This is a genomic window from Granulicella sp. S156 (assembly GCF_009766105.1).
In the GTDB taxonomy this organism is placed as follows: Bacteria; Acidobacteriota; Terriglobia; order Terriglobales; family Acidobacteriaceae; genus Granulicella.
This window is the reverse complement of record NZ_LMUH01000001.1, coordinates 44289-63048: the sequence shown is the minus strand read 5'-3', so window position 1 is coordinate 63048 and position 18760 is coordinate 44289. Positions and strand designations below refer to the sequence as shown.

The 18760-nt window shown below is 58.9% G+C and carries 16 protein-coding genes; 10 read left to right on the top strand and 6 right to left on the bottom strand.

Going from position 1 to position 18760, the window contains the following annotated elements:
• The 4 genes from GSQ91_RS00310 to GSQ91_RS00295 form a co-directional block, all read left to right on the top strand.
• Positions 1-555, top strand: a 555-nt coding sequence (locus GSQ91_RS00310; RefSeq protein WP_216845008.1) for an NUDIX hydrolase, incomplete at its 5' end; no start/stop codon positions are given.
• 281 nt (positions 556-836) lie between these two features.
• Positions 837-1052, top strand: coding sequence for a cold shock domain-containing protein (locus tag GSQ91_RS00305; RefSeq protein WP_158819258.1), 216 nt, complete (start codon positions 837-839; stop codon positions 1050-1052).
• 119 nt (positions 1053-1171) lie between these two features.
• Positions 1172-3010 (top strand): PHP domain-containing protein, encoded by a 1839-nt coding sequence (locus GSQ91_RS00300; protein ID WP_158819257.1) that lies wholly within the window; start codon positions 1172-1174, stop codon positions 3008-3010.
• A 30-nt stretch (positions 3011-3040) separates the two neighbouring features.
• Complete coding sequence (locus GSQ91_RS00295) at positions 3041-3610, top strand: hypothetical protein (protein ID WP_158819256.1); 570 nt, start codon at positions 3041-3043, stop codon at positions 3608-3610.
• Positions 3611-3776: 166 nt separating this feature from the next.
• Here GSQ91_RS00295 and GSQ91_RS00290 read toward each other — a convergent pair whose 3' ends face one another.
• On the bottom strand, positions 3777-4622 hold the full coding sequence (locus tag GSQ91_RS00290) for a hypothetical protein (RefSeq protein WP_158819255.1): 846 nt from the start codon (positions 4620-4622) through the stop codon (positions 3777-3779).
• Between the two features lie 86 nt (positions 4623-4708).
• On the opposite strand from GSQ91_RS00290, the gene GSQ91_RS00285 reads away from it, so the two are divergent.
• From GSQ91_RS00285 to GSQ91_RS00275, 3 genes are all read left to right on the top strand, one after another.
• Positions 4709-5704, top strand: coding sequence for an FAD-dependent oxidoreductase (locus GSQ91_RS00285; RefSeq protein ID WP_158819254.1), 996 nt, complete (start codon positions 4709-4711; stop codon positions 5702-5704).
• Positions 5705-5921: 217 nt separating this feature from the next.
• A complete protein-coding gene (locus GSQ91_RS00280) occupies positions 5922-7088 on the top strand; it encodes a citrate synthase (RefSeq protein ID WP_158819253.1) in 1167 nt (388 codons plus the stop codon).
• A gap of 715 nt (positions 7089-7803) precedes the next feature.
• Positions 7804-8433: a hypothetical protein gene (locus tag GSQ91_RS00275; RefSeq protein ID WP_158819252.1), complete on the top strand. Its 630-nt coding sequence runs from the start codon at positions 7804-7806 to the stop codon at positions 8431-8433.
• 298 nt (positions 8434-8731) lie between these two features.
• Here the strand turns inward: GSQ91_RS00275 and GSQ91_RS00270 are convergent, their stop codons facing one another.
• Positions 8732-9328, bottom strand: a complete 597-nt coding sequence (locus GSQ91_RS00270; protein WP_158819251.1) for a DinB family protein — start codon at positions 9326-9328, stop codon at positions 8732-8734.
• Positions 9329-9451: 123 nt separating this feature from the next.
• Here GSQ91_RS00270 and GSQ91_RS00265 point away from each other — a divergent pair, with 123 nt between their 5' ends.
• Positions 9452-10615 (top strand): cysteine desulfurase family protein, encoded by a 1164-nt coding sequence (locus GSQ91_RS00265; protein WP_158819250.1) that lies wholly within the window; start codon positions 9452-9454, stop codon positions 10613-10615.
• Positions 10616-10819: 204 nt separating this feature from the next.
• Here GSQ91_RS00265 and GSQ91_RS00260 read toward each other — a convergent pair whose 3' ends face one another.
• Positions 10820-12700 (bottom strand): APC family permease, encoded by a 1881-nt coding sequence (locus GSQ91_RS00260; RefSeq protein WP_158819249.1) that lies wholly within the window; start codon positions 12698-12700, stop codon positions 10820-10822.
• 166 nt (positions 12701-12866) lie between these two features.
• Here GSQ91_RS00260 and GSQ91_RS00255 point away from each other — a divergent pair, with 166 nt between their 5' ends.
• Complete coding sequence (locus GSQ91_RS00255; protein ID WP_158819248.1) at positions 12867-13427, top strand: glutathione peroxidase; 561 nt, start codon at positions 12867-12869, stop codon at positions 13425-13427.
• A 76-nt stretch (positions 13428-13503) separates the two neighbouring features.
• Positions 13504-15399 (top strand): M61 family peptidase, encoded by a 1896-nt coding sequence (locus GSQ91_RS00250; RefSeq protein WP_158819247.1) that lies wholly within the window; start codon positions 13504-13506, stop codon positions 15397-15399.
• 18 nt (positions 15400-15417) lie between these two features.
• On the opposite strand, the gene cobA is transcribed toward GSQ91_RS00250, so the two are convergent.
• From cobA to cobG, 3 genes are read right to left on the bottom strand one after another with little or no spacing between them, the layout of a single operon-like run.
• Complete coding sequence (gene cobA / locus GSQ91_RS00245; protein WP_158819246.1) at positions 15418-16206, bottom strand: uroporphyrinogen-III C-methyltransferase; 789 nt, start codon at positions 16204-16206, stop codon at positions 15418-15420.
• On the bottom strand, positions 16203-16853 hold the full coding sequence (locus tag GSQ91_RS00240; RefSeq protein ID WP_158819245.1) for a bifunctional precorrin-2 dehydrogenase/sirohydrochlorin ferrochelatase: 651 nt from the start codon (positions 16851-16853) through the stop codon (positions 16203-16205). Before GSQ91_RS00240 ends, cobA begins: the two co-directional genes overlap by 4 nt.
• Before the next feature lie 10 nt (positions 16854-16863).
• Positions 16864-18591 carry a precorrin-3B synthase gene (gene cobG / locus GSQ91_RS00235; protein WP_158819244.1) on the bottom strand — a complete coding sequence of 576 codons (1728 nt, stop codon included), beginning with the start codon at positions 18589-18591 and terminating at the stop codon, positions 16864-16866.
• Positions 18592-18760: the final 169 nt, after the last annotated feature.

The window sequence follows — 18760 nt, the reverse complement described above, 5'->3', positions numbered from 1 at the left end:
CTCTCCGGCAAAGCCCGTACACTCTCGTCGAAGGTCGTCTACAAGGGCAGGATATTTTCTGTCACCTCCGATGACGTAGCCGAGCCAGGTGGCGTTCGTGCCACACGCGACGTCATCCGCCATAATGGCTCGGTCGTTATCCTGGCCGTAGACACCAAGACCAACCCTGCCGATCCCAATATCCTGCTTATCCGCCAGTATCGCCACGCTGCTGACGAGATCCTGCTGGAGTTGCCGGCGGGCCGCATCGAGCTGGGCGAAAAACCTATCCCCGCAGGGAAACGCGAACTCATCGAAGAGACCGGCTACCGGGCCAAGCGCTGGTCGAAGTACGTCCGCTATTTCGCCAGCCCAGGCTTTCTCTCTGAGGCGATGAATATCCTGCTCGCGGAAGACCTTACGCTGGGTGAAGCCACGCCCGAAGACGACGAACGGATCGAGCTGCATATGACACCGCTCTCGGAGGTTCTGCGGCTTATTCATGCCGGGAAAATCGTCGATGGAAAAACGTTGATCGGCGTGCTGTTTTATGACTCGCTGCGTCGCGCAAACTGAAGACCGGAAGAACCGGCAACAGCAAAAGCTTTGACGCAGAGAGCGCGAAGGAAAACGCGGAGGGCGCAGAGGATTTCGTGGTGTTCTCTGCGCCTTCTGCGTTAAAAGCTTCATTGTGTTGGCAGGGCGACAGAAAACAGCAAATATGCCCTATTTCCCATTAGTTAGAAATGAAATCCAAGCCCTCCGTCAGGCATCCCAAAGGCTCGATTTTGCATATAAACCAGTACGATCTCTCCGTTCAGGCGGGGAGCGCATTTTCCGTTTTTGGGAAGGGCCTCATGGCACAGTACAAGGGCACGGTTAAGTGGTTCAACAATGCAAAGGGTTTTGGGTTTTTAGCACGGGATAGCGGTCCGGATGTGTTTGTCCACTACAGCGCTATTCAGTTAGACGGGTACAAGAGCTTGAAAGAAGGCGACGAGGTTGAATTCGACGTCATTCAGGGAGCAAAGGGTCCGCAGGCCGATCAGGTCGTTCGCACCAAAACCGTCTAATTTTTCTCACAATCCCGCACACTTTTCCGAGGCTTTCACCTACAGAAGTTTTCTGTAATTTCAGAGGCCCGGGCGCAAGCATCTACAATCGATGCGGCCCCCGGGCCTCTGGTTCTCTTATGGACAACATCACGCTCGCACGCTTGCTCGATGAAACCGCCGCATTGCTCGAAATCGATGCCGCCGACCCGTTCCGCATTCGCTCCTACCGCCGCGCGGCTGAGGCCGTAGAGCAGCAAACCACCCAACTAGCCACACTCGCTACGCCGGATGCCGACCCCAAGGCCTTGCTCGCGATTCCAGGCATCGGTAAAGGTATGGCGCAGAACATTCGAGACCTGGTCGCCACAGGCACTATGCCTCTGCGCGAGGAGCTGCTGCAGAAGTATCGCCCTACGATGCTTGAACTTCTGCGCCTTCCCGGCATGGGCCCTAAGACGGTGGCGATGCTCTACTCCGCGCTGCAGATCTCGGATATCGATGCGCTGGAAGCGGCGGCCAAGCGCGGCGACCTGCTGCCTCTGCCGCGGCTGGGGCAGAAGTTCACCGACAAGCTGCTCAAGGGCATCGAAGACCATCGCCGCAATGCTTCGCGCTTCCGTATCGACGTGGCCCGCGAACACGCCGAGCGCATCAGCGAGCTCATCCGCCAGTTTCCCGGCATAGAAACGATTACTCCTGCGGGCAGCCTGCGCCGCGGCCGCGAGACTTGCGGAGACCTCGACCTACTGGTTACCGGGCCAGCGTGCGAAACCGATGTCGTAGCCGCAGCCGTTGAGCATGTGGCTTCGCTACCGCTCATCGACAAGCTGCTCGCCAAAGGCCAGAACAAGGTCAGCTTCACGCTGCGCAATGGCCTGCAGGTTGACGTGCGGCTGCTGCCGCGTGCCAGCTACGGCGCCGCATTGCAGTACTTCACAGGCTCCAAGCACCACAACGTCGCGCTGCGCCAGCGTGCGATCAAGCGCGGGCTTACGCTCAGCGAATATGCGCTTCTGCGGCTCGAGGACAATGTGATCGTTGCGGCTGCGACCGAGCAGGAGATCTACAACGCGCTCGACCTCGAATACATTCCGCCCGAGCTCCGCGAGAACTGCGGCGAACTGGAAGCCGCGGAGAAACACACGCTGCCGCACCTCATCGTCCGCAGCGATCTGCGCGGCGACCTGCATATGCACACCACGGAGTCGGACGGCAGCAACAGCATCCGCGAGATGGCGGAGGCCGCAATTGCACGCGGCCTGGAATACATTGCCATTACCGACCACTCGAAGAACCTCGCCATGACTAATGGCATGGACGACGCGCGCGCGCTGGCCCATGCGCAACGCATTCGTGCGGTGTCAACTGAGCTCGCCGAAGAGTTCGCGGGTAAGCGTGGACCACAGTGGGAGCATTACAAACGGCGGTTGAAGGACAAAGAACCAAACACTGCGGAGCCTACAGTTCCCTTTCGCATTCTTGCCGGCGTTGAGGTCGATATTCTGCTGGACGGCGCACTTGATCTCGAAGATGCCACGCTCGCGCAACTCGACATTGTGATTGCCAGCGTTCACTCGGGTTTCAACCAGACACAGGAAGAGATGACCGCACGCGTTCTTCGCGCTACGGAGAATCCCTTTGTGCAGATCCTTGGCCATCCCACCGGACGCAAGGTGCTGCAGCGCGAGCCCTACAAGATCGACCTCGCGCAGCTTCTTCCTGTTGCCGCACGGCTCGGTGTCGCGGTCGAACACAACGCCGCGCCGGCACGCTCGGATCTTTCGGATCTCAACCTTCGGCTTGCGAAAGAACAGGGCTGCAAGCTGATCGTGAACACCGACGCGCACACTATCAGCGACCTCGACCAGATCGACCATGGGATCGTTCAACTGCGCCGCGCCTGGCTTAGCGCGCAGGACCTTATCAACACGCAGCCGGTCGACCGGTTCCTCGCCACACTACGGCCACGGCCTTGATGGGCGTGAGCACGCTATCCTGTTCTTACTATGTCTGACCTCAACCTTGGTCCCGCACCAGAGCGCAGTCCGTTGAAGGCAATCCTGATCGCACTGGCGATCCTCGTTGTCATCGCTGTGGCTGTCTTCTATCTGAATCCACGCAAGACGGCTGAACTCAGTGTCCCCAAGGTGCAGGTGTATGCCGCGCACACCACCTTCAACGCGGAGAGCGGCGGTGTGCACGTGATCGGCCAGGGTGCGCACACCGAAGACGACCTCTACGTCGTCGGGACGGTGCATATCGAGAACAAGCTGCGGCTTCCGATCTTCATCGACACCGTGACCTCAACGTACACGACATCGGACAATGAAACACTCGACACCACCGCACCCGGCGCTGCGGATCTCGCGCGCATCGAAGAGAGCTTTCCCGCGCTCACGCCGATGATGTCGCATCCTCTCGATGGGCAGACGCAGATCGCGCCCGGAGGTTCGGTTGAAGGGACCGTGCTGCTGCACTTTCCTGGCCTCACGGAAAAGGACTGGAAGGCGCGCAAGTCCGCAATACTGACGGTTCACCTCGCGCATCAGGCGCCGCAGACGATCACCATTCCCTAGAGCAGAACCCCTATTACTGGCCCCCGGAAAGAGCTTAGGAGTGGCGCTTTTTTTGGGGAAAAGCGCCGTCCAAATGATTGCCTTTGGGCATACCTATAGGGGTTCTGCTCTGACGCAAAAAAGCCGCGCATGGAATGCGCGGCCTTTGTTGCAACTACGGAGCAAGTTACGGAACAGAAATCGGGGCTGGCGCACCTTTTGGTGTGCTCAGATAACCCGTTACCTGGCCCTTGCTGATGTTATTCACGACGATCTCAAACAGCGCCGGCTGCTTGCCTGAGTAGAATTGCACCGGCTCGTCGAGATTCTTGTCCTTCTTCTCAATGCTCTTGTCGTCTGAACTAACCGCGAGCGTGTACTTGGAGCGCTTCGGGTCGACTTTCTTCAACTGCACCTTGATGGTTCCTACGTTCTGCGCGGGAGCGCCCTTCTGCAGAGTGAACTCGTAGTAGTTACGATCACCACGATGCTTCAACTCTTCCAGTTCATCATGATTGGTCGCAATCAACCCGCTCATCACACCGGAGTCACCCATCACACGCGTCAACTGCGTCTTGGTCTGCGCGAGGTCCGCCTGCGTTGTCGCAACATCGGTCTTCACTCCGCCGACATCGGTCTTCACGCCTGAGACGTCTGTTTGTACATCACCTACCTGCTTCGCAGTCGCAGCCTGTTCCCTCTGCAGCCGAGCAGTTGTAGCGGATGCTGTTCTTTGAGCCGCGATCAACTGGTTGGATTTATCTTCTAACTGTTTCTGGGTGAGACCTACGCTTTGACCCAGGGTCTGTGCCTGTGCGCGCATCCGCTCGTTTGTTTCATCTAAACGCTGGGACAATGCGGTGTTCTGCTGGTTGGCGGCATCTAGCTTCTGCTGTTCAGACTTGAGGTTGTTCTGAAGACCAAAGCTCCAGCCCAGTGATCCCAAAGCCAGTACAATACCTGCAACAGCTATGCCCGTCAGCCAGCCCGGCGCAGACGTTTTTTCAACATACTCGCGATCGTTCTCGTTCATTCGACGCTCCTTGTTTTTCCGCGCTTACGACCCTAAGTCTGAAACGCTAAAAGAGATGGACGCGTTATAGCTAAAATAGGATGCCGATGGACGCAAAATTACGACCAAAACCTGAAATTATGATCGCTGGAGCGGGAATTATTGGGCTTTCGCTCGCCTTAGAGCTCCAAACGCGCGGTTTTCAAGTGACTGTACTGGAACGAAATACAGCGCTACAGCATGCCTCCACCGCCGCTGCAGGCATGTTAGCGGCCAAAGACCCTCACAACCCTCCTGCGCTGCTGCCGTTTTCGCATTTCAGCCTCTCCCTTTATCCGGCGTTTCTGCAGCGCATCGAGTCTCTCTCCGGGCTCTCGGTGCCCTTCCAGACCGACACCACGATCCAGTACATGCCCGATGGCAGCACCCAACAGCTCGCCGAGCATTCGGTTGATCCACGTCAACTTGCAGCCGCGCTTCTCGCTGCCGTTCGCGCTACGTCCATCGACCTGCGCGAGCACACCGAACTTCGCTTCGTCACGGAAGACAATCAGGCGCAGTTACACGCAGAGACCAATAACGGCACATTCACTCCTGACAAAATCATTCACACACAAGGCGCATGGGCTCATCCACAGGTTCGCCCTGCAAAGGGGCAGATGCTCCGCGTTCAGTTACCTGCCACGCTTCCGCTATGCGAGGTCCACCGCAGCGAGCACATCTACGTCGTGCCGCGCACACAAGGGCCGCAGGCAGGAACGGCTCTCATCGGAGCCACTGTCGAAGATGCCGGATTCGACACGGTGGTTCATCCAGTTGGCCTTGCCCACCTGCGCACACTGGCGGCGGAGCTTCTGCCTCAGCTTGCCGATGAAACAACTGCTCCGCAGGTCGAAGCCTGGGCAGGACTCCGCCCCGCAACCGCCGACAGCCTGCCGCTGCTTGGCTCTCTCTCGCCTGGTCAGTTCATCGCGACCGGTCACTTTCGCAACGGCATACTGCTGGCCCCTGCCACCGCAACCATCATGGCCGATCTCATCGAAGGCAAATCCTCTGCGATCGATGTGGCGCCCTTCTCCCCCGCTCGTTTCGACACTGCCTAGCCAAATCGAACACACTAGTCGATATTCGCTCATCCTCCGTGACAACCGAATCCACGCGGTTTGATAATCAGTCACGCTGTTGAATTTTGAGCGGTTTCGGTTTTACTCGTTGCACCCGGAGATTGTGAAGGTGGTTTTCCTGGAAGAAAACCACACAAACGGCTTTCGCCCCTGTAAATATCTAAACCGAAACCGCTGTAGCTCGGAGAGCGCACTTATGTCCACCGCTGCACCCAAAGGTTTGCAAGACGTCGTCGCCAATGAGTCCTCCATCTGCTTTATCGATGGAGGCAAGGGCATCCTCTCCTATCGTGGAATCGACATTCACGAGCTGGCGGAGAAGTCCAGCTTTGAAGAGATCACCTATCTTCTGTGGAACGGCGCTCTCCCCACCGCAGCCGAACTCAACGACTTTTCCCATCAGCTCGCGGCGGCACGGCAGATCCCCGACGACGTGATCGCGTTTCTACGCAGCGTCCCAAAGACCGCCTCGCCCATGGAGGTTCTGCGCACCACAGTGTCGCTGCTCTCCATCTACGATGCCGATGAGAAATCCGTCCTGCACACTGCGAATGTCCGCAAGAGCTTTCGCCTGACCGCGCAGATCGCGATGATCGTGGCTATCTTCGATCGCATCCGCAAGGGCAAGGAGATCATCAAGCCGGACACCTCGCTCTCCCACGCTGCCAACTTCCTGTGGATGCTCACCGGTGAAAAGCCCTCCGAGACAGCCACCAAGGCGCTCGATGTTGCGCTGATTCTGCATGCCGACCACGAGCTCAACGCCAGCACCTTTGCCGCGCGCGTGATTGCAGCAACCTTGTCCGATCTGCATTCGGCCATCACCGGCGCTATCGGCGCCCTCAAGGGGCCGCTGCACGGCGGAGCCAACGAAGCCGTCATGCACCTGCTCTACGACATTGACAAGGCCGGCGAAGATCCCGTCGAGCACGTCCGCAAGATGCTCGAGAACAAGGAGAAGATCTCCGGCTTCGGGCACCGCGTCTACACAACCGAAGACCCGCGCGCCACGCATCTCCGCAAGATGTCGGAAGACCTCGGCAAAGATGCCAATCCCAAGTGGTATGAGATGTCCCGCCAGATTGAGCTCTTCGTAAAAGAGGAGAAGAAGCTCAACGCCAACGTCGATTTCTACTCCGCCAGCACCTATACGACGCTGGGCATCGACATCGATCTCTTCACGCCAATCTTCGCTATCAGCCGCATCTCGGGATGGTGTGCGCACGTGATCGAGCAGCACGACGACAACCGCCTGATCCGTCCGCGCGCCGACTACACCGGCCCCACGTGGCCCGCGCCCTATATCCCGATGGAGAAGCGCACCTCGCAGACTCAGCCGTGGCCGGCCAAGCCCAGCGCTTAAGGCCTGTTCAGGATCTTTTGAGTGGTAGTGCGAGGCGTCTTGTCGCGCGCCGGATCCATGCCCAGGAAACTGCGCGCGACAAGATGGCACGGATCTTCCAGGACGACTTCCTGCTCATAGACAAAAGAAGCCGCTGCTTGGCTTTGAAATCTACAAGTCGCCGTCGGTCTTCGTCGGTGAATCTGGGCAATCAAACAGATCGTCGATATCGCTGGCAGTGAGGATCGAGAGGCGGCGGTCTTACATTCCCACCCCCCTTCATCCACTATCATTGAACAGGTTTTGGCATCGATTCACGCGGCGGCATAAGTCCAGGTCACGGACCAGGTTGTGCAGCCGAAAGGATTTCACGTTGAGCAATAGATCGAATCTGATATATCTACTTCTTGTTCTTGCTTTTTTCTTACTCTTGATCCCAAATGGACTGGCAGCACAGAATGATCGCCCGGCTGTAGATGTGTCTGGTCAGTCTGACGGGAGGAACCGCATTGCGGCAATCGACAGGCTCCAGCTTGCGTTGATTCACGGAGATCTCCCGGCTTATTACAGTCCTCATGGGGCTTCAAGGGCACGCTCCCTTCAGGCCCTACTCTCAGGAGAACTCGCCTTTTATAGCAAGGTATTCGATTACACGTTTGCTCCTGTCACTCTGGCTGTGCTGAACGCGAGACAGTGGCCGACAGTTTCGGGCGATGAGCCATACGGTATGCCGTCGATGAGCGATTCGAAGCCTTGGGTATTCGTCATGCCGCTTGACTGGCACGAAGTAACAGCCCTTCCCATGCCGCAAGAGAGCAACGCAGATTCAGCCATCCAGCAACGTGTGCGGGAACGAGGTGTCTCGTGGAGAACGATTCAGTTTCAAGCTGGCGATGGAATCGGCGCTCACGAAGTCGGACACTCCATAATCAACCAAGTCGGAATCAACGCCCAAGTTAATTGGTTCAATGAGTTCCTGGCAAGCTATATCGGATACGCCTACTTGAAAGAACACCATCCGGATCAACTCCTCGGCAACGAGATATTCTGGAAATCAGGCCTCGCTGCGCCGCATCCCTTCACCTCTTTGCGAGATTTTGAGTCTCGGTACGCTGAGCTTTCATCGAGATACCCACAGAACTATGGCTGGTACGAATTCACGTTTGAAGAGCGCGTAATCGAAGTTTATCGAGAGCAAGGAATCGGCTTTCTCACAAAAGTACGACGAGACTTTCCTGGGGATGGTCCCAAGTTGAGCGGGGATCAGGTCCTCGACAAGCTTGAGACGATGCATCCGGGTTGGAAAGCATGGACTCGCCGTGTAGAAAAAGGAGAAGTATCACCCGCAGACGGAATTGTGGAATAGGAGTGCAAGTGCAAGCTTCTTCCGCGCGATCGGTTTTGACGACGATCTCGCAGCCGGCCTCCCCGTCACGCGACCAAAGTAGCCGGTTTAAGGTGATCACCGAGGGACGAACAAGATCGAACGGCTCACGGTTTACATCGCTTCAGGACATGTTCTTCCTCATGCAGAAAATGTCCTGCCAATCGCACCAACCCGCTAGTAACTACATCATGAACAGGCTCTCAGAACAGAGGATAGAGTGTAGAGAAAAGATCTGCCTTCTCTATCCTCTACACTCTATCCTCTTCACGCTGCTCTGCTACTTGCTTCCAGGCGGCACAATTCCGTTCATCCGCAGGTACTCCACCAGCTGTCCATAGTGGTCGTATCCGTGCGCGACTCCGAAGGCTGCTACCGTTGCGCGGGTCTGCAGTCCGTCCGCGCCTTTGATCGTCACAAACGCATTCTCCGGGGTGATCGTAGCAATCGCCTTGTGGGCGAAGACGAAGGATGCAGCCAGTGCGGCGACGATATCTTCCTTCTTGGTCATCGCATCCAGCGCCTTCCTGTCGACGTCCGGCTTGACGCCGCTCACCGCACCATAGAAGAAGTAGTTTGCTTCCGTCAGATGGATTGCCTGCTGGGCAAACGTCCGCACCGTATCGAACTTTGCTGTCTGTGTGGGAGCGAAGATCGCCGCACTCGGCGCGAAGCTGTACTTCTCCGCCGGCATTGCTTTGACTACGCCCATGACATCCTGTTCAAAGACATTCAGCATGTCGTCCAACGCCTTCGACGGCTCCGTCGTCGCCCCTACAGCGGACTTCGCAGCCGCTGTTCCCATGTTTGCCTGCGCCATTGCTGACAACGTACATATCCCTAAAACGATTCCTGCTACAACTATTCGCAATCGCATTCCGTCTCCTTCGCCGGCTCTATTGTCGTTTTTAGAGCGCCACCATCCTAACAAGGATGCCGCTCTAAGGTCTCCGCGCAGCGAAACTAACGATCGAGCGCGAGACCGCTCTAAAATCAATTCATGCCGCGCATCTACCTCGACGCCAACGCCACCACCCCGCTTCTGCCCGAGGTCATCGAGGCCATGCGTCCGTTCTGGTCGGAGAGCTTCGGCAATCCCAGTTCCGCGCACCAGTCCGGCCAGCGCACGCGCTCGGCGGTAGAGCATGCTCGCGCCTCCGTCGCCAGACTCCTGAATGCACCCCCTAAGGAACTCGTCTTCACCTCCGGCGGCACCGAGAGCGATAACCTCGCGCTCTCCGGCGTTCTGCAACCTTACCTCGACAGGAAAGAACCAGCGCACCTCATCACGACCAGCATCGAGCATCACGCTGTGCTCTACACTGCCGAGTCGCTCGAACGACGCGGCATCGAAGTGACCTATCTCGCCCCGACACGCGAGGGCGTCATCGACCCCGCAGAGCTAGAAGCCGCACTGAAGCCGCATACGAAACTGGTCTCGGTGATGCTTGCGAATAACGAGACTGGCGCGATCCAGTCGGTCGGCAAGCTTGCGCGTATTGCAAAGGCGCATGGTGCACTCGTGCATACCGATGCGGTCCAGGGCGCAGCCAAGCTCACGCTCGATCTCTCCGGCGAGTTCAAGAACGTGGACATGCTCTCGCTCTCCGGCCACAAGATGTATGCGCCGCAAGGTACCGGCGTTCTCTTCGTGCGCAAAGGGGTGCAACTTGCGCCACTCTTCCACGGTGGCCCGCACGAACGTCAGCGACGCGCCGGTACGGAGAACGTCCCCGGCATCGTCGGCCTTGGCCGCGCTGCCGAGTTGGCTCATGAGTGGTTGAACTCGCAACTCGATGCAAGCAGCCTCAAAGCTCTCCGCGACCGCCTGGAACAAGGCTTGATCGCAAGCATCCCTGATGTGGCCCTCAACGCAGGAGAAGCCCCGCGTGTTCCTAACACTACGAACTTGCGCATCACCGGCATCGATGCCGAAGCCCTGCTCATCGCGCTCGATATTCAGGGGGTTGCGGCGAGCTTTGGTGCGGCTTGCCAGTCCGGCGCGACAGAGCCCTCGCACGTGTTGCTGGCAATGGGCCTAAGCCCCGCAGAGGCGCGCTCCAGCCTGCGGCTCTCGCTCTCGCGCTTTACTACTGCTGAAGAGATTGACCGTGCGCTTGAGGTTATTCCTGCGGCGGTTGCACGGTTGCGGTCGCTAAGCTAAGGCATTTGCCTTTGGCTCGAGTAGCGGCAGTGAGAGAGCAGAGGAAAACGGTCGTTTGCTACCGCAAACGATACCCCTGACGCAGAGCGCGATGCGAATGTTTGTGTCTCGCTCTGCAGCGATACCCCACCCTTTCGCAAAAAGCGCGAAAGGATGGGGCACCCGGTTCCGTGGTTTCGATGACTTTTGTGCTTGTTCTGCGACCTACAGATACCAGGGAATATTCACCACCACGATGCGCTGGTTGCCCTTCAGCAGGAGCAGCAGCTTGAGCAGTTGAACGCGCTGATTGTGCAGCAGGTTCTCCCACCAGTGACGCACCACAAGCTCCGGCAGCAGCACTGCAATCTTGCGTCCGGGATTCTCATCTTCCAGTTTCAGTACATAGTCCATCAGCGGCGAGATGATCGTACGATAGCTGCTCTTCACGGTGACCAACTCCGGCTCGGCCATGTTGTGTTCGCGTACCGGCTTGATCACCATGGTGTCCCATACGCAGCCCAGAGCATCGGTATCGTCCGAGTCCACGTGAACCACCTTCACGATGGGGCTCATGAGCATGCCGAAGCGCATCGCCTTCTCGGTGATCTTGTCCCAGCGCGCCATCGGAATGACAACGATGGGCGGCTCCAGGCCGGTCAACCGCAGCGGTGTCGGGTCCTCTGTCTCGCCCTTCACGCGCACGTAGTGGCGCTTCACCATCAACATGAGAACGATCAGGAACGGTACCAGCAGCGCCGTCACCCAGGCACCGTACATGAACTTGGTCACCAGAATGATGAGCAGCGAAATCCCCGTCGCCACCGACCCCAGCCCGTTGACAAACATCTTCACGTGCCGGTGCGGCGCATCCGTTGTCTTGTGCCAGTGCTTTACCATGCCGGCCTGGCTTAACGTAAACGCCAGGAATGCGCCGATAGCGTAGAGCGGAATCAGCCTGTCCGTGACACCGTTGAACAGGATCAGAATCAGAGCCGTAAATCCGGTCAGGGCATAGATGCCATGTGAGAACAGCAGCCTGCGGCCTTTCAGCAGGAATACATGCGGCAGGTAATCTTTCCCCGCGATCGCTCGCGCCATGCGCGGAAAGTCGGCAAATGCCGTATTCGCACTGAACGAGAGCGCCGCTAGCACGCCACCCATCGTCAGGAAGTAGAACCACCCGCGCCCAAATACCGCTGCCACCTCGATCGAGAGCACGCTCTGGAAGTTACTAGCATCCGGATCCATCGCCGTCACACCGTACGCGCGCGCCACATAGGAGAGCCCAAACAGCAGTACGATCAGGATCGCGATGATTACGGTCAGCGTCCGGTTTGCATTGCCCGACCGCGGTTCCTTGAACGCCGTCACACCGTTCGACACAGCCTCAACACCGGTCATCGCCGCGCAGCCGTTGGAGAAGGCTTTCATGAGCAGCCACATCATCAACAGGGGTGTCAGGGTGTGCAGCGGATTGGCAACCGGCGGCGGCGGCGCACTCAGCGCATGTGGATGCCCGCCCGATGTCAGCGCGTGATATACACCCGCGCCGATGGTCGCAAGCAGCGTCCCCACAAACAGGAACGTCGGCGTCATAAAGACGGCGCCTGTCTCCTTAACGCCACGCATGTTGATGATTGCAATGATCGATAGGATCACTAGACAAAGCAATAATTGGTGCGGATGCAGCCGCGGAACAGCACTCACCAGCGCTGTAACACCGGCCGAGATACCCACAGCCGCAGTCAGAATGTAGTCGATCATCAGCGCCGCGGCCGCCAACAGTCCGGCATGATCGCCGAGGTTCTCGCTGGCAACGGTAAATGACCCGCCACCATTGGGATAGGCCTGAATTGTCTGCCGGTAACTAAAATAAAGAATCGTCAGCAGGGTGAGGATGCATCCAAAAATCGGCAGCAAGTAGTGATACACACCCCAGAAGCCCAGGGGGATCAGCAGGGTCATGGCAGCTTCCGGGCCATAGGCCGCGCTGGTAAGACCATCGAGCCCAAAGATCGGGACTCCCGCCGCTACGCCAATGTGCTCATCGTGTTCGGCACTGGTCGCTAACGGTTTTCCAAACAGGACATCAAAAATGCTCATGCCTCGCAAAACCTCGGGCGCCCGCAGGGCGCACCGATAAATATCCTACGTCATGCTGTCAATATTCCTGCAAACTTTTATGACTTCTATAGGTTTCCCGGAGTATTGGCTGACTTTGAAGCCCCTATTTGGGGGCAATGGGCACGTTCGGCGATAATTCTTGTACATGCCGACCCTTTACGATCTTCCGCTGACGACGCTCTCCGGCTCCCCCGCCACACTCGCCGATTACTCCGGCAAGGCCCTGCTCATCGTGAACGTAGCCTCGCGCTGCGGCCTCACGCCGCAGTACACCGATCTCGAAACGCTCTACCAGCAGTTCAAAGACAAGGGTCTTGTCGTGCTCGGCTTCCCTGCGAACGACTTTGCCGGCCAGGAACCAGGCTCCAATCAGGAGATCGCCAAGTTCTGCTCGACGGACTACCCTGTCACCTTCCCCATCTTCTCCAAGATCACCGTCACCGGCCCCGAGCAGCACCCGCTCTATCGCGAGTTGACCTCCGCCGCCCCTGAGCATGTCGTCAACGACGCCGGCTTCCGTGGCAATATCGCGGGCTATCTCAAATCCCAGGGACTGCCCGAACCAGCATCGCTGCCCGCAGTCCTTTGGAACTTCGAAAAGTTCGTCGTCGGCCGCGACGGCACGGTGCTCGCCCGCTTTGCTCCCGACATGCCGCCCAGCGATCCCCGTATTGTCAGCGCCATTGAAGAGGCCCTCGCCAACTAGGCGGAGATCTGCGTCCCAACTGGGTCAAATTACGTATTCTGTCTAACACCGGATCTTAGAGAGGATCACCCGCACGATGCTTAACAGGACCTTGCTCCTTGCGTCCGTCTTCGGCCTGGCGCTGCCCGCGTTCGCCCAGGCACCCATCCGCATCACCGCCGACCTAACGGAGGCGCCACGCAAGCTCTACCACGCAGAGATCGATCTGCCCGTAAAGCCCGGCCCCAATACCTTCACCACTCCCGAGTGGATCCCCGGCAACCATCGCCCCACCGGCCCGGTTGAGGACATTACCGGAGTCGTCTTCACGGCCAACGGGAAGACCCTTCCCTGGCGTCGAGACGACGTTGACCTCTACGAGTTCCACGTCGACGTCCCGAAGGATGTGACCACGCTGCATGCACACCTGGATTGCATCGTCACCTCGCGCGCCGATGACAAGATCGCCGTGCTCGAGTGGGAGAAACTCCTGCTCTATCCCGCGCATATCCCGGTAGCGAAGATCGCTATCCAGCCCAGCGTAGTCGTCCCTGCCGGCTGGGGCATCGGCACCGCTCTGCAGCCCACCGGAAGCTATGATCCCAACGCCAAAACCGGTGGAACCACAGAGTTCCAAGCAACTACGGTAGAACAACTTGAAGATTCGCCTGTAATCGCCGGGGAATACTTCCACGAGTTCGCACTCGCTCCCGAGGTTACGCCGAAGCACTACATCGACGTCGTGTCCGATGAGCCCAACGACTCAAACCTGCGTCCCGAACTCCTCAACGAGATATCCAATTTGGTTCGTGAGGCTGGGGCTGCCTACAACTCTCGCCACTACAACGTCTACCACTTCCTGCTGACGCTCTCCGACATCACTGGCGGAGAAGGGCTCGAGCATGGCCAGTCGTCGGATAACGGCGTAGGGGAGATGGGCTTTGCCAGCCAGCAGCGCCAGCTGGCTGAATCCGATCTGCTGTCGCACGAGTTCACGCACAGCTGGAACGGCAAATATCGCCGCCCGGACAAACTCTACCAGCGGGACTTCGCCACCATGCAGCAGGGCGAGTTGCTCTGGGTCTATGAGGGCATGACGCAGTATCTCGGCAATGTGCTCGCGACGCGTTCCGGCCTCAAGTCTCAGGCGGCCTATCGCGACATGCTCGCCGCCTCCGCCGCACAACTGGATTACCGGTCGGGCCGCGAGTGGCGTCCCACCGACGACACCGCCGTCGCCGCCAGCATCCTGCGCAGCGACGGCCCTGCGTGGTCCAACTGGCGCCGTGGCCAGGACTACTACCAGGAAGGCGAACTGCTGTGGCTCGACGCCGACACCAAGATCCGCGAGCTGACCAACGACCAGAAGTCCCTCACCGACTTCCTGCACATCTTCCTCGGCAAAGGTGGCAACACCGGCCCACTGATCGTGCCCTACAATCGCGTTGAGCTTATCGCCGACCTCAATGAGGTAGTGAAGTACGACTGGGCTGGCTTCCTGCATGAGCGCGTCGACCTTATCAACCCGCATGCGGACCTCGATGGAATCACACGGGGCGGTTACAAGCTGGTCTACCAGGACCACCCGTCAGAGTCGTATGTGGCCATGATGGCCTCGCGGCGTGGCTCGGGCGGCCCCAACCTTTGGTATTCGCTTGGCGTTACGCTTAGCAGCGACGGGATCATCTACGACGTGCGCTGGGGCAGCCCTGCGGACAAGGCCAAACTCGCTCCTGGGCAGAAGCTGGTCGCTGTCAATGGACGCGTTCTAAGCGCGGACGTGCTGCATGAAGTGCTGGCCAACGCCAAGTCGAACACGGAACCGATTCACTTTCTCATGCAATCCGAAAGCTATATCAAACAGGTTGACGTGGACTACCACGATGGCGAACGGTATCCGGTAATGGTGCGTGCCGATGACGCGAAGGACTACCTCGACGAGATCACCGCACCGCTCACCAAACCGCCTGCTCCTGCTGAGGCCGCCAAGTAAGAAAACAGAGAGGAGAGATCAGAGAACAGAGATCAGCCGATGAAGCTGTTCTTGGTTCTCTGATTTCTCCTCTTTCCGTTCCAGCAACGACTCCATCGCGCGGCCGATCAGCAGCAGCAGAGGAGCGGGTCCGCAGGGTAGCTCCCCAAACTCCGACAGCCTGCATGCAGCATGGCTCTGCTGCGAAGTCGCCGCCTGCGAGATGGCACAACAAGGCATGTCCGATGCAACGCCCGCTGAGGCAAGTTCGCCTGCGATGCGAGCTGTATCGCGGCCGGGCATGTAGATGACGAGCGTTGCGTCTTCCGGCACCTGTCCGGCCCAGATCGGCGTGGCGTCTGTCTTATCCGCTGCATGGTGTCCTGTGCAGAAGATCAGCTTGGACGCGCTCTTGCGATCGGTGAGCGGAAGCGACAGGGCCGCACCTGCGGCAAAGGCTGCAGTGACGCCCGGCACAACTTCAAAGGGAATCTGCGCGGAGCGCAACGCGGCAATCTCTTCTCCGGCACGGCCAAAGACCAGCGGATCGCCGCTCTTGAGCCGCACGACGGACTGTCCCACGCGCGCAGAGTCGATCATCAGCGCATGGATTCCAGCCTGCGTAATGCGTGGGCGTCCGCAACGCTTGCCAACGCTTGTAATCAGCGCGTGCCGATGCACAAGGGCCAGCACTTCATCCGGCACAAGATCGTCGTGGAAGACCACATCGGCAGACTCGAGCAGACGCAATGCGCGTAGCGTCAGCAGCTCCGGATCGCCCGGCCCAGCACCGACAAGATAGACAGTTCCCTGCACCGCTTTGGTCATCGCGTAGGCTCCTCTACGGGAAGGAAGCCGTGCTCGCGTGCGTGCTGCCGTGCTCGCATGCGGGATGGGCATTCGTCGTACCCGCAGGCCTCGCGCTGCGCGAGCTCATGCAGTAGCAGCTTGCGCGGCTCGCCGATGGGTTCGACTGCCGTAACCTCGCGACGCAGGCGGCCAAGCTCCTGCAGCCACTCGCCCGTGTCCAGCGGCAACTGTGCGTTGATCTCCTTACGCAGCCGCTGCGCGAGCGCGGGGCTTTCACCTGCTGTCGAGATGGCAATCTGCAACTCGCCGCGCCGAACGACCGAGGGGAAATAAAAATCGCAGAACGGCGGATCGTCGACCGCATTGCAAAGAATATCGGCGGCGTTGGCCTCGGCAAAGACGGCACGATTGACCGCAGGCGTCGCCGTAGCAGCAACAACGAGGAACGATCCCGCCAGATCTCCCGGCGCATACTCGCGTTGGGTCCAGACGATCTCTCCCGACTCAGCCCACTGCTGAACGCGCGGCAACGCCTCGGGGGCTATCACCGTGACGTGCGCCTCAGACTGCAGCAGGCTCTCAATCTTTGACTCTGCGATAGACCCTGCGCCGATAACGACGCAGGGTCTTGCAGTGAGCTTCAGAAAGATGGGAAAGAGACTCATCGTTGTGTCCTTAGCCTACGCTGGCCGGAACACGGCCTGGCGCAGGATCACGCTCCACAGCAGCAACGACCGCGCCATTCAACGACGCGCGTAGATCTTCATCGCTGGTGCGGCGGAAGTAGCTGCGCAGATTCTCACCCTCCGTGCGCGTAGAGAGATATCCGCGCAGCAGACGCTCGATGGCCTCGGGGCAATCTTCAGCCGCAGCGCGATAGCCGATCTGGCGTGCGATCCCCGCATGCTCACCCACAGCACCGCCGACGCAGAAGTAGAAGGCATCGACCAGCTTGCCATCCTTCTTGATCTTCTTGCCCTCCAGGCCGAGATCTGCGATCCAGCTCTGGCCACAGCTATTCGTGCAGCCGGTGACGTGCAACCGCAACTGTTGATCGAACTCGGGCAGGCGCTCTTCCATCTCGCCGACAAGCCACTTCGCAAAGCCCTTGGTCTCGGAGATCGCCAGCTTGCAGAACTCGGTGCCCGTGCAGGCAACCGCTCCGCGATAGAAGACCGTCGGCGCAACCTGCAGGCCAAGCGCCGTGATCTCCGTCACCAGCTCCTGGGTCTTCGCGTTCGGAATGTTGACCAGCACGATGTTCTGGCCAATCGTGGCGCGCAGATGACCGTCGCCATAGGTCTCGCTTAGTGACGCGAGGGCATGCAGCTGTTCCGGGGTCAAACGTCCATTCAGAACGGTTGCGCCAACGTAGCTCAGCCCCTCCTGCCTCTGACGATACACACCGACGTGATCGCGATAGAGGTCATCGGCGATGGGGCCTTCGTCGGCTGGATCGAACTTGAAGCCGAGCTTCTCCTCGACGGCAGCAAGCATCGTCTCCGCGGTCCAGCCATGCTTCATGAAGAGGTACTTGATGCGAGCGCGGGTGCGGTTCTCGCGCAACGCTTCCTGCTCGCGGAAGATCTCGCAGACGGCCTTGACGGCGTCATAGGCCTTGTCCTGCGGGATAAACGCATTCAGGCGCACAGCGAGGTGCGGCTCGGTGGAAAGGCCGCCGCCAACGCGCAGGCTGTAGCCGATCTCTTCCTTGCCGTCTTTCACACGTTTCAAGGCAGTGAGGGCTACGTCGTTGATCTCCGGGTAGCTGCACCAGATGGGGCACCCGGTGACAGAGATCTTGAACTTGCGGGGCAGGTTGTAGAACTCGGGATTCGCCGTCAGCTTCTGCGCGATCTCAACCGCTAGCGGAGAGGCGTCAAGCAGCTCATGACCATCGAGACCGGCGAGCGGGCAGCCTGTGACATTACGCACAACATCACCGCAAGCGCCCTTGGGTGAAAGTCCAATCTTGGTAAGCGCGTCTACGACCTCGGGCAGGGACTCAATCGTGAGCCAGTGCAATTGAATGTTCTGGCGCGTCGTAATGTCGGCGATGCCGCGAGCATACTTCGCGGTGATGTCGGCGATGACATGGAGCTGATGCGCCGTCAGCAGGCCATTCGGAAGGCCGATGCGCATCATGAAGTACTCGCTCGCCTTACCTTCGCCGGCAGCGCCACCGGTTACGCCAAGGCCATCGCCCTGCGTGTAGACGCCCCACCACTTGAAGTAGATCCCAGTCCACTCCGGCAGCACGCTGGCGCGGCCTTCGCGGGCAAACTGCCGCACCTCATCCCAGGCATCCCAGGGGTTCTTCTCGCGCTTCAGGCGTTCGACCTTCTGCGCTTTGGTCTCTTTAGCCGCGGCTACGGGGGTCGCGGTGGGTGCGGCGTCGCTCAAGTTGGTTCTCCAGTTCAGGAATCAAAGCAAAAGGCCCACGAATTGTTTCGTGGGCACTTGGAAATCGTCAGTCTGCGCTCCTCATCGAGCAGCCGTGATCGACGCCCCGGTGCCGGGGCAAAGACAACAGGCAGCGATGCGTGGAAAGCTCACTCCACAAGCGTATCGG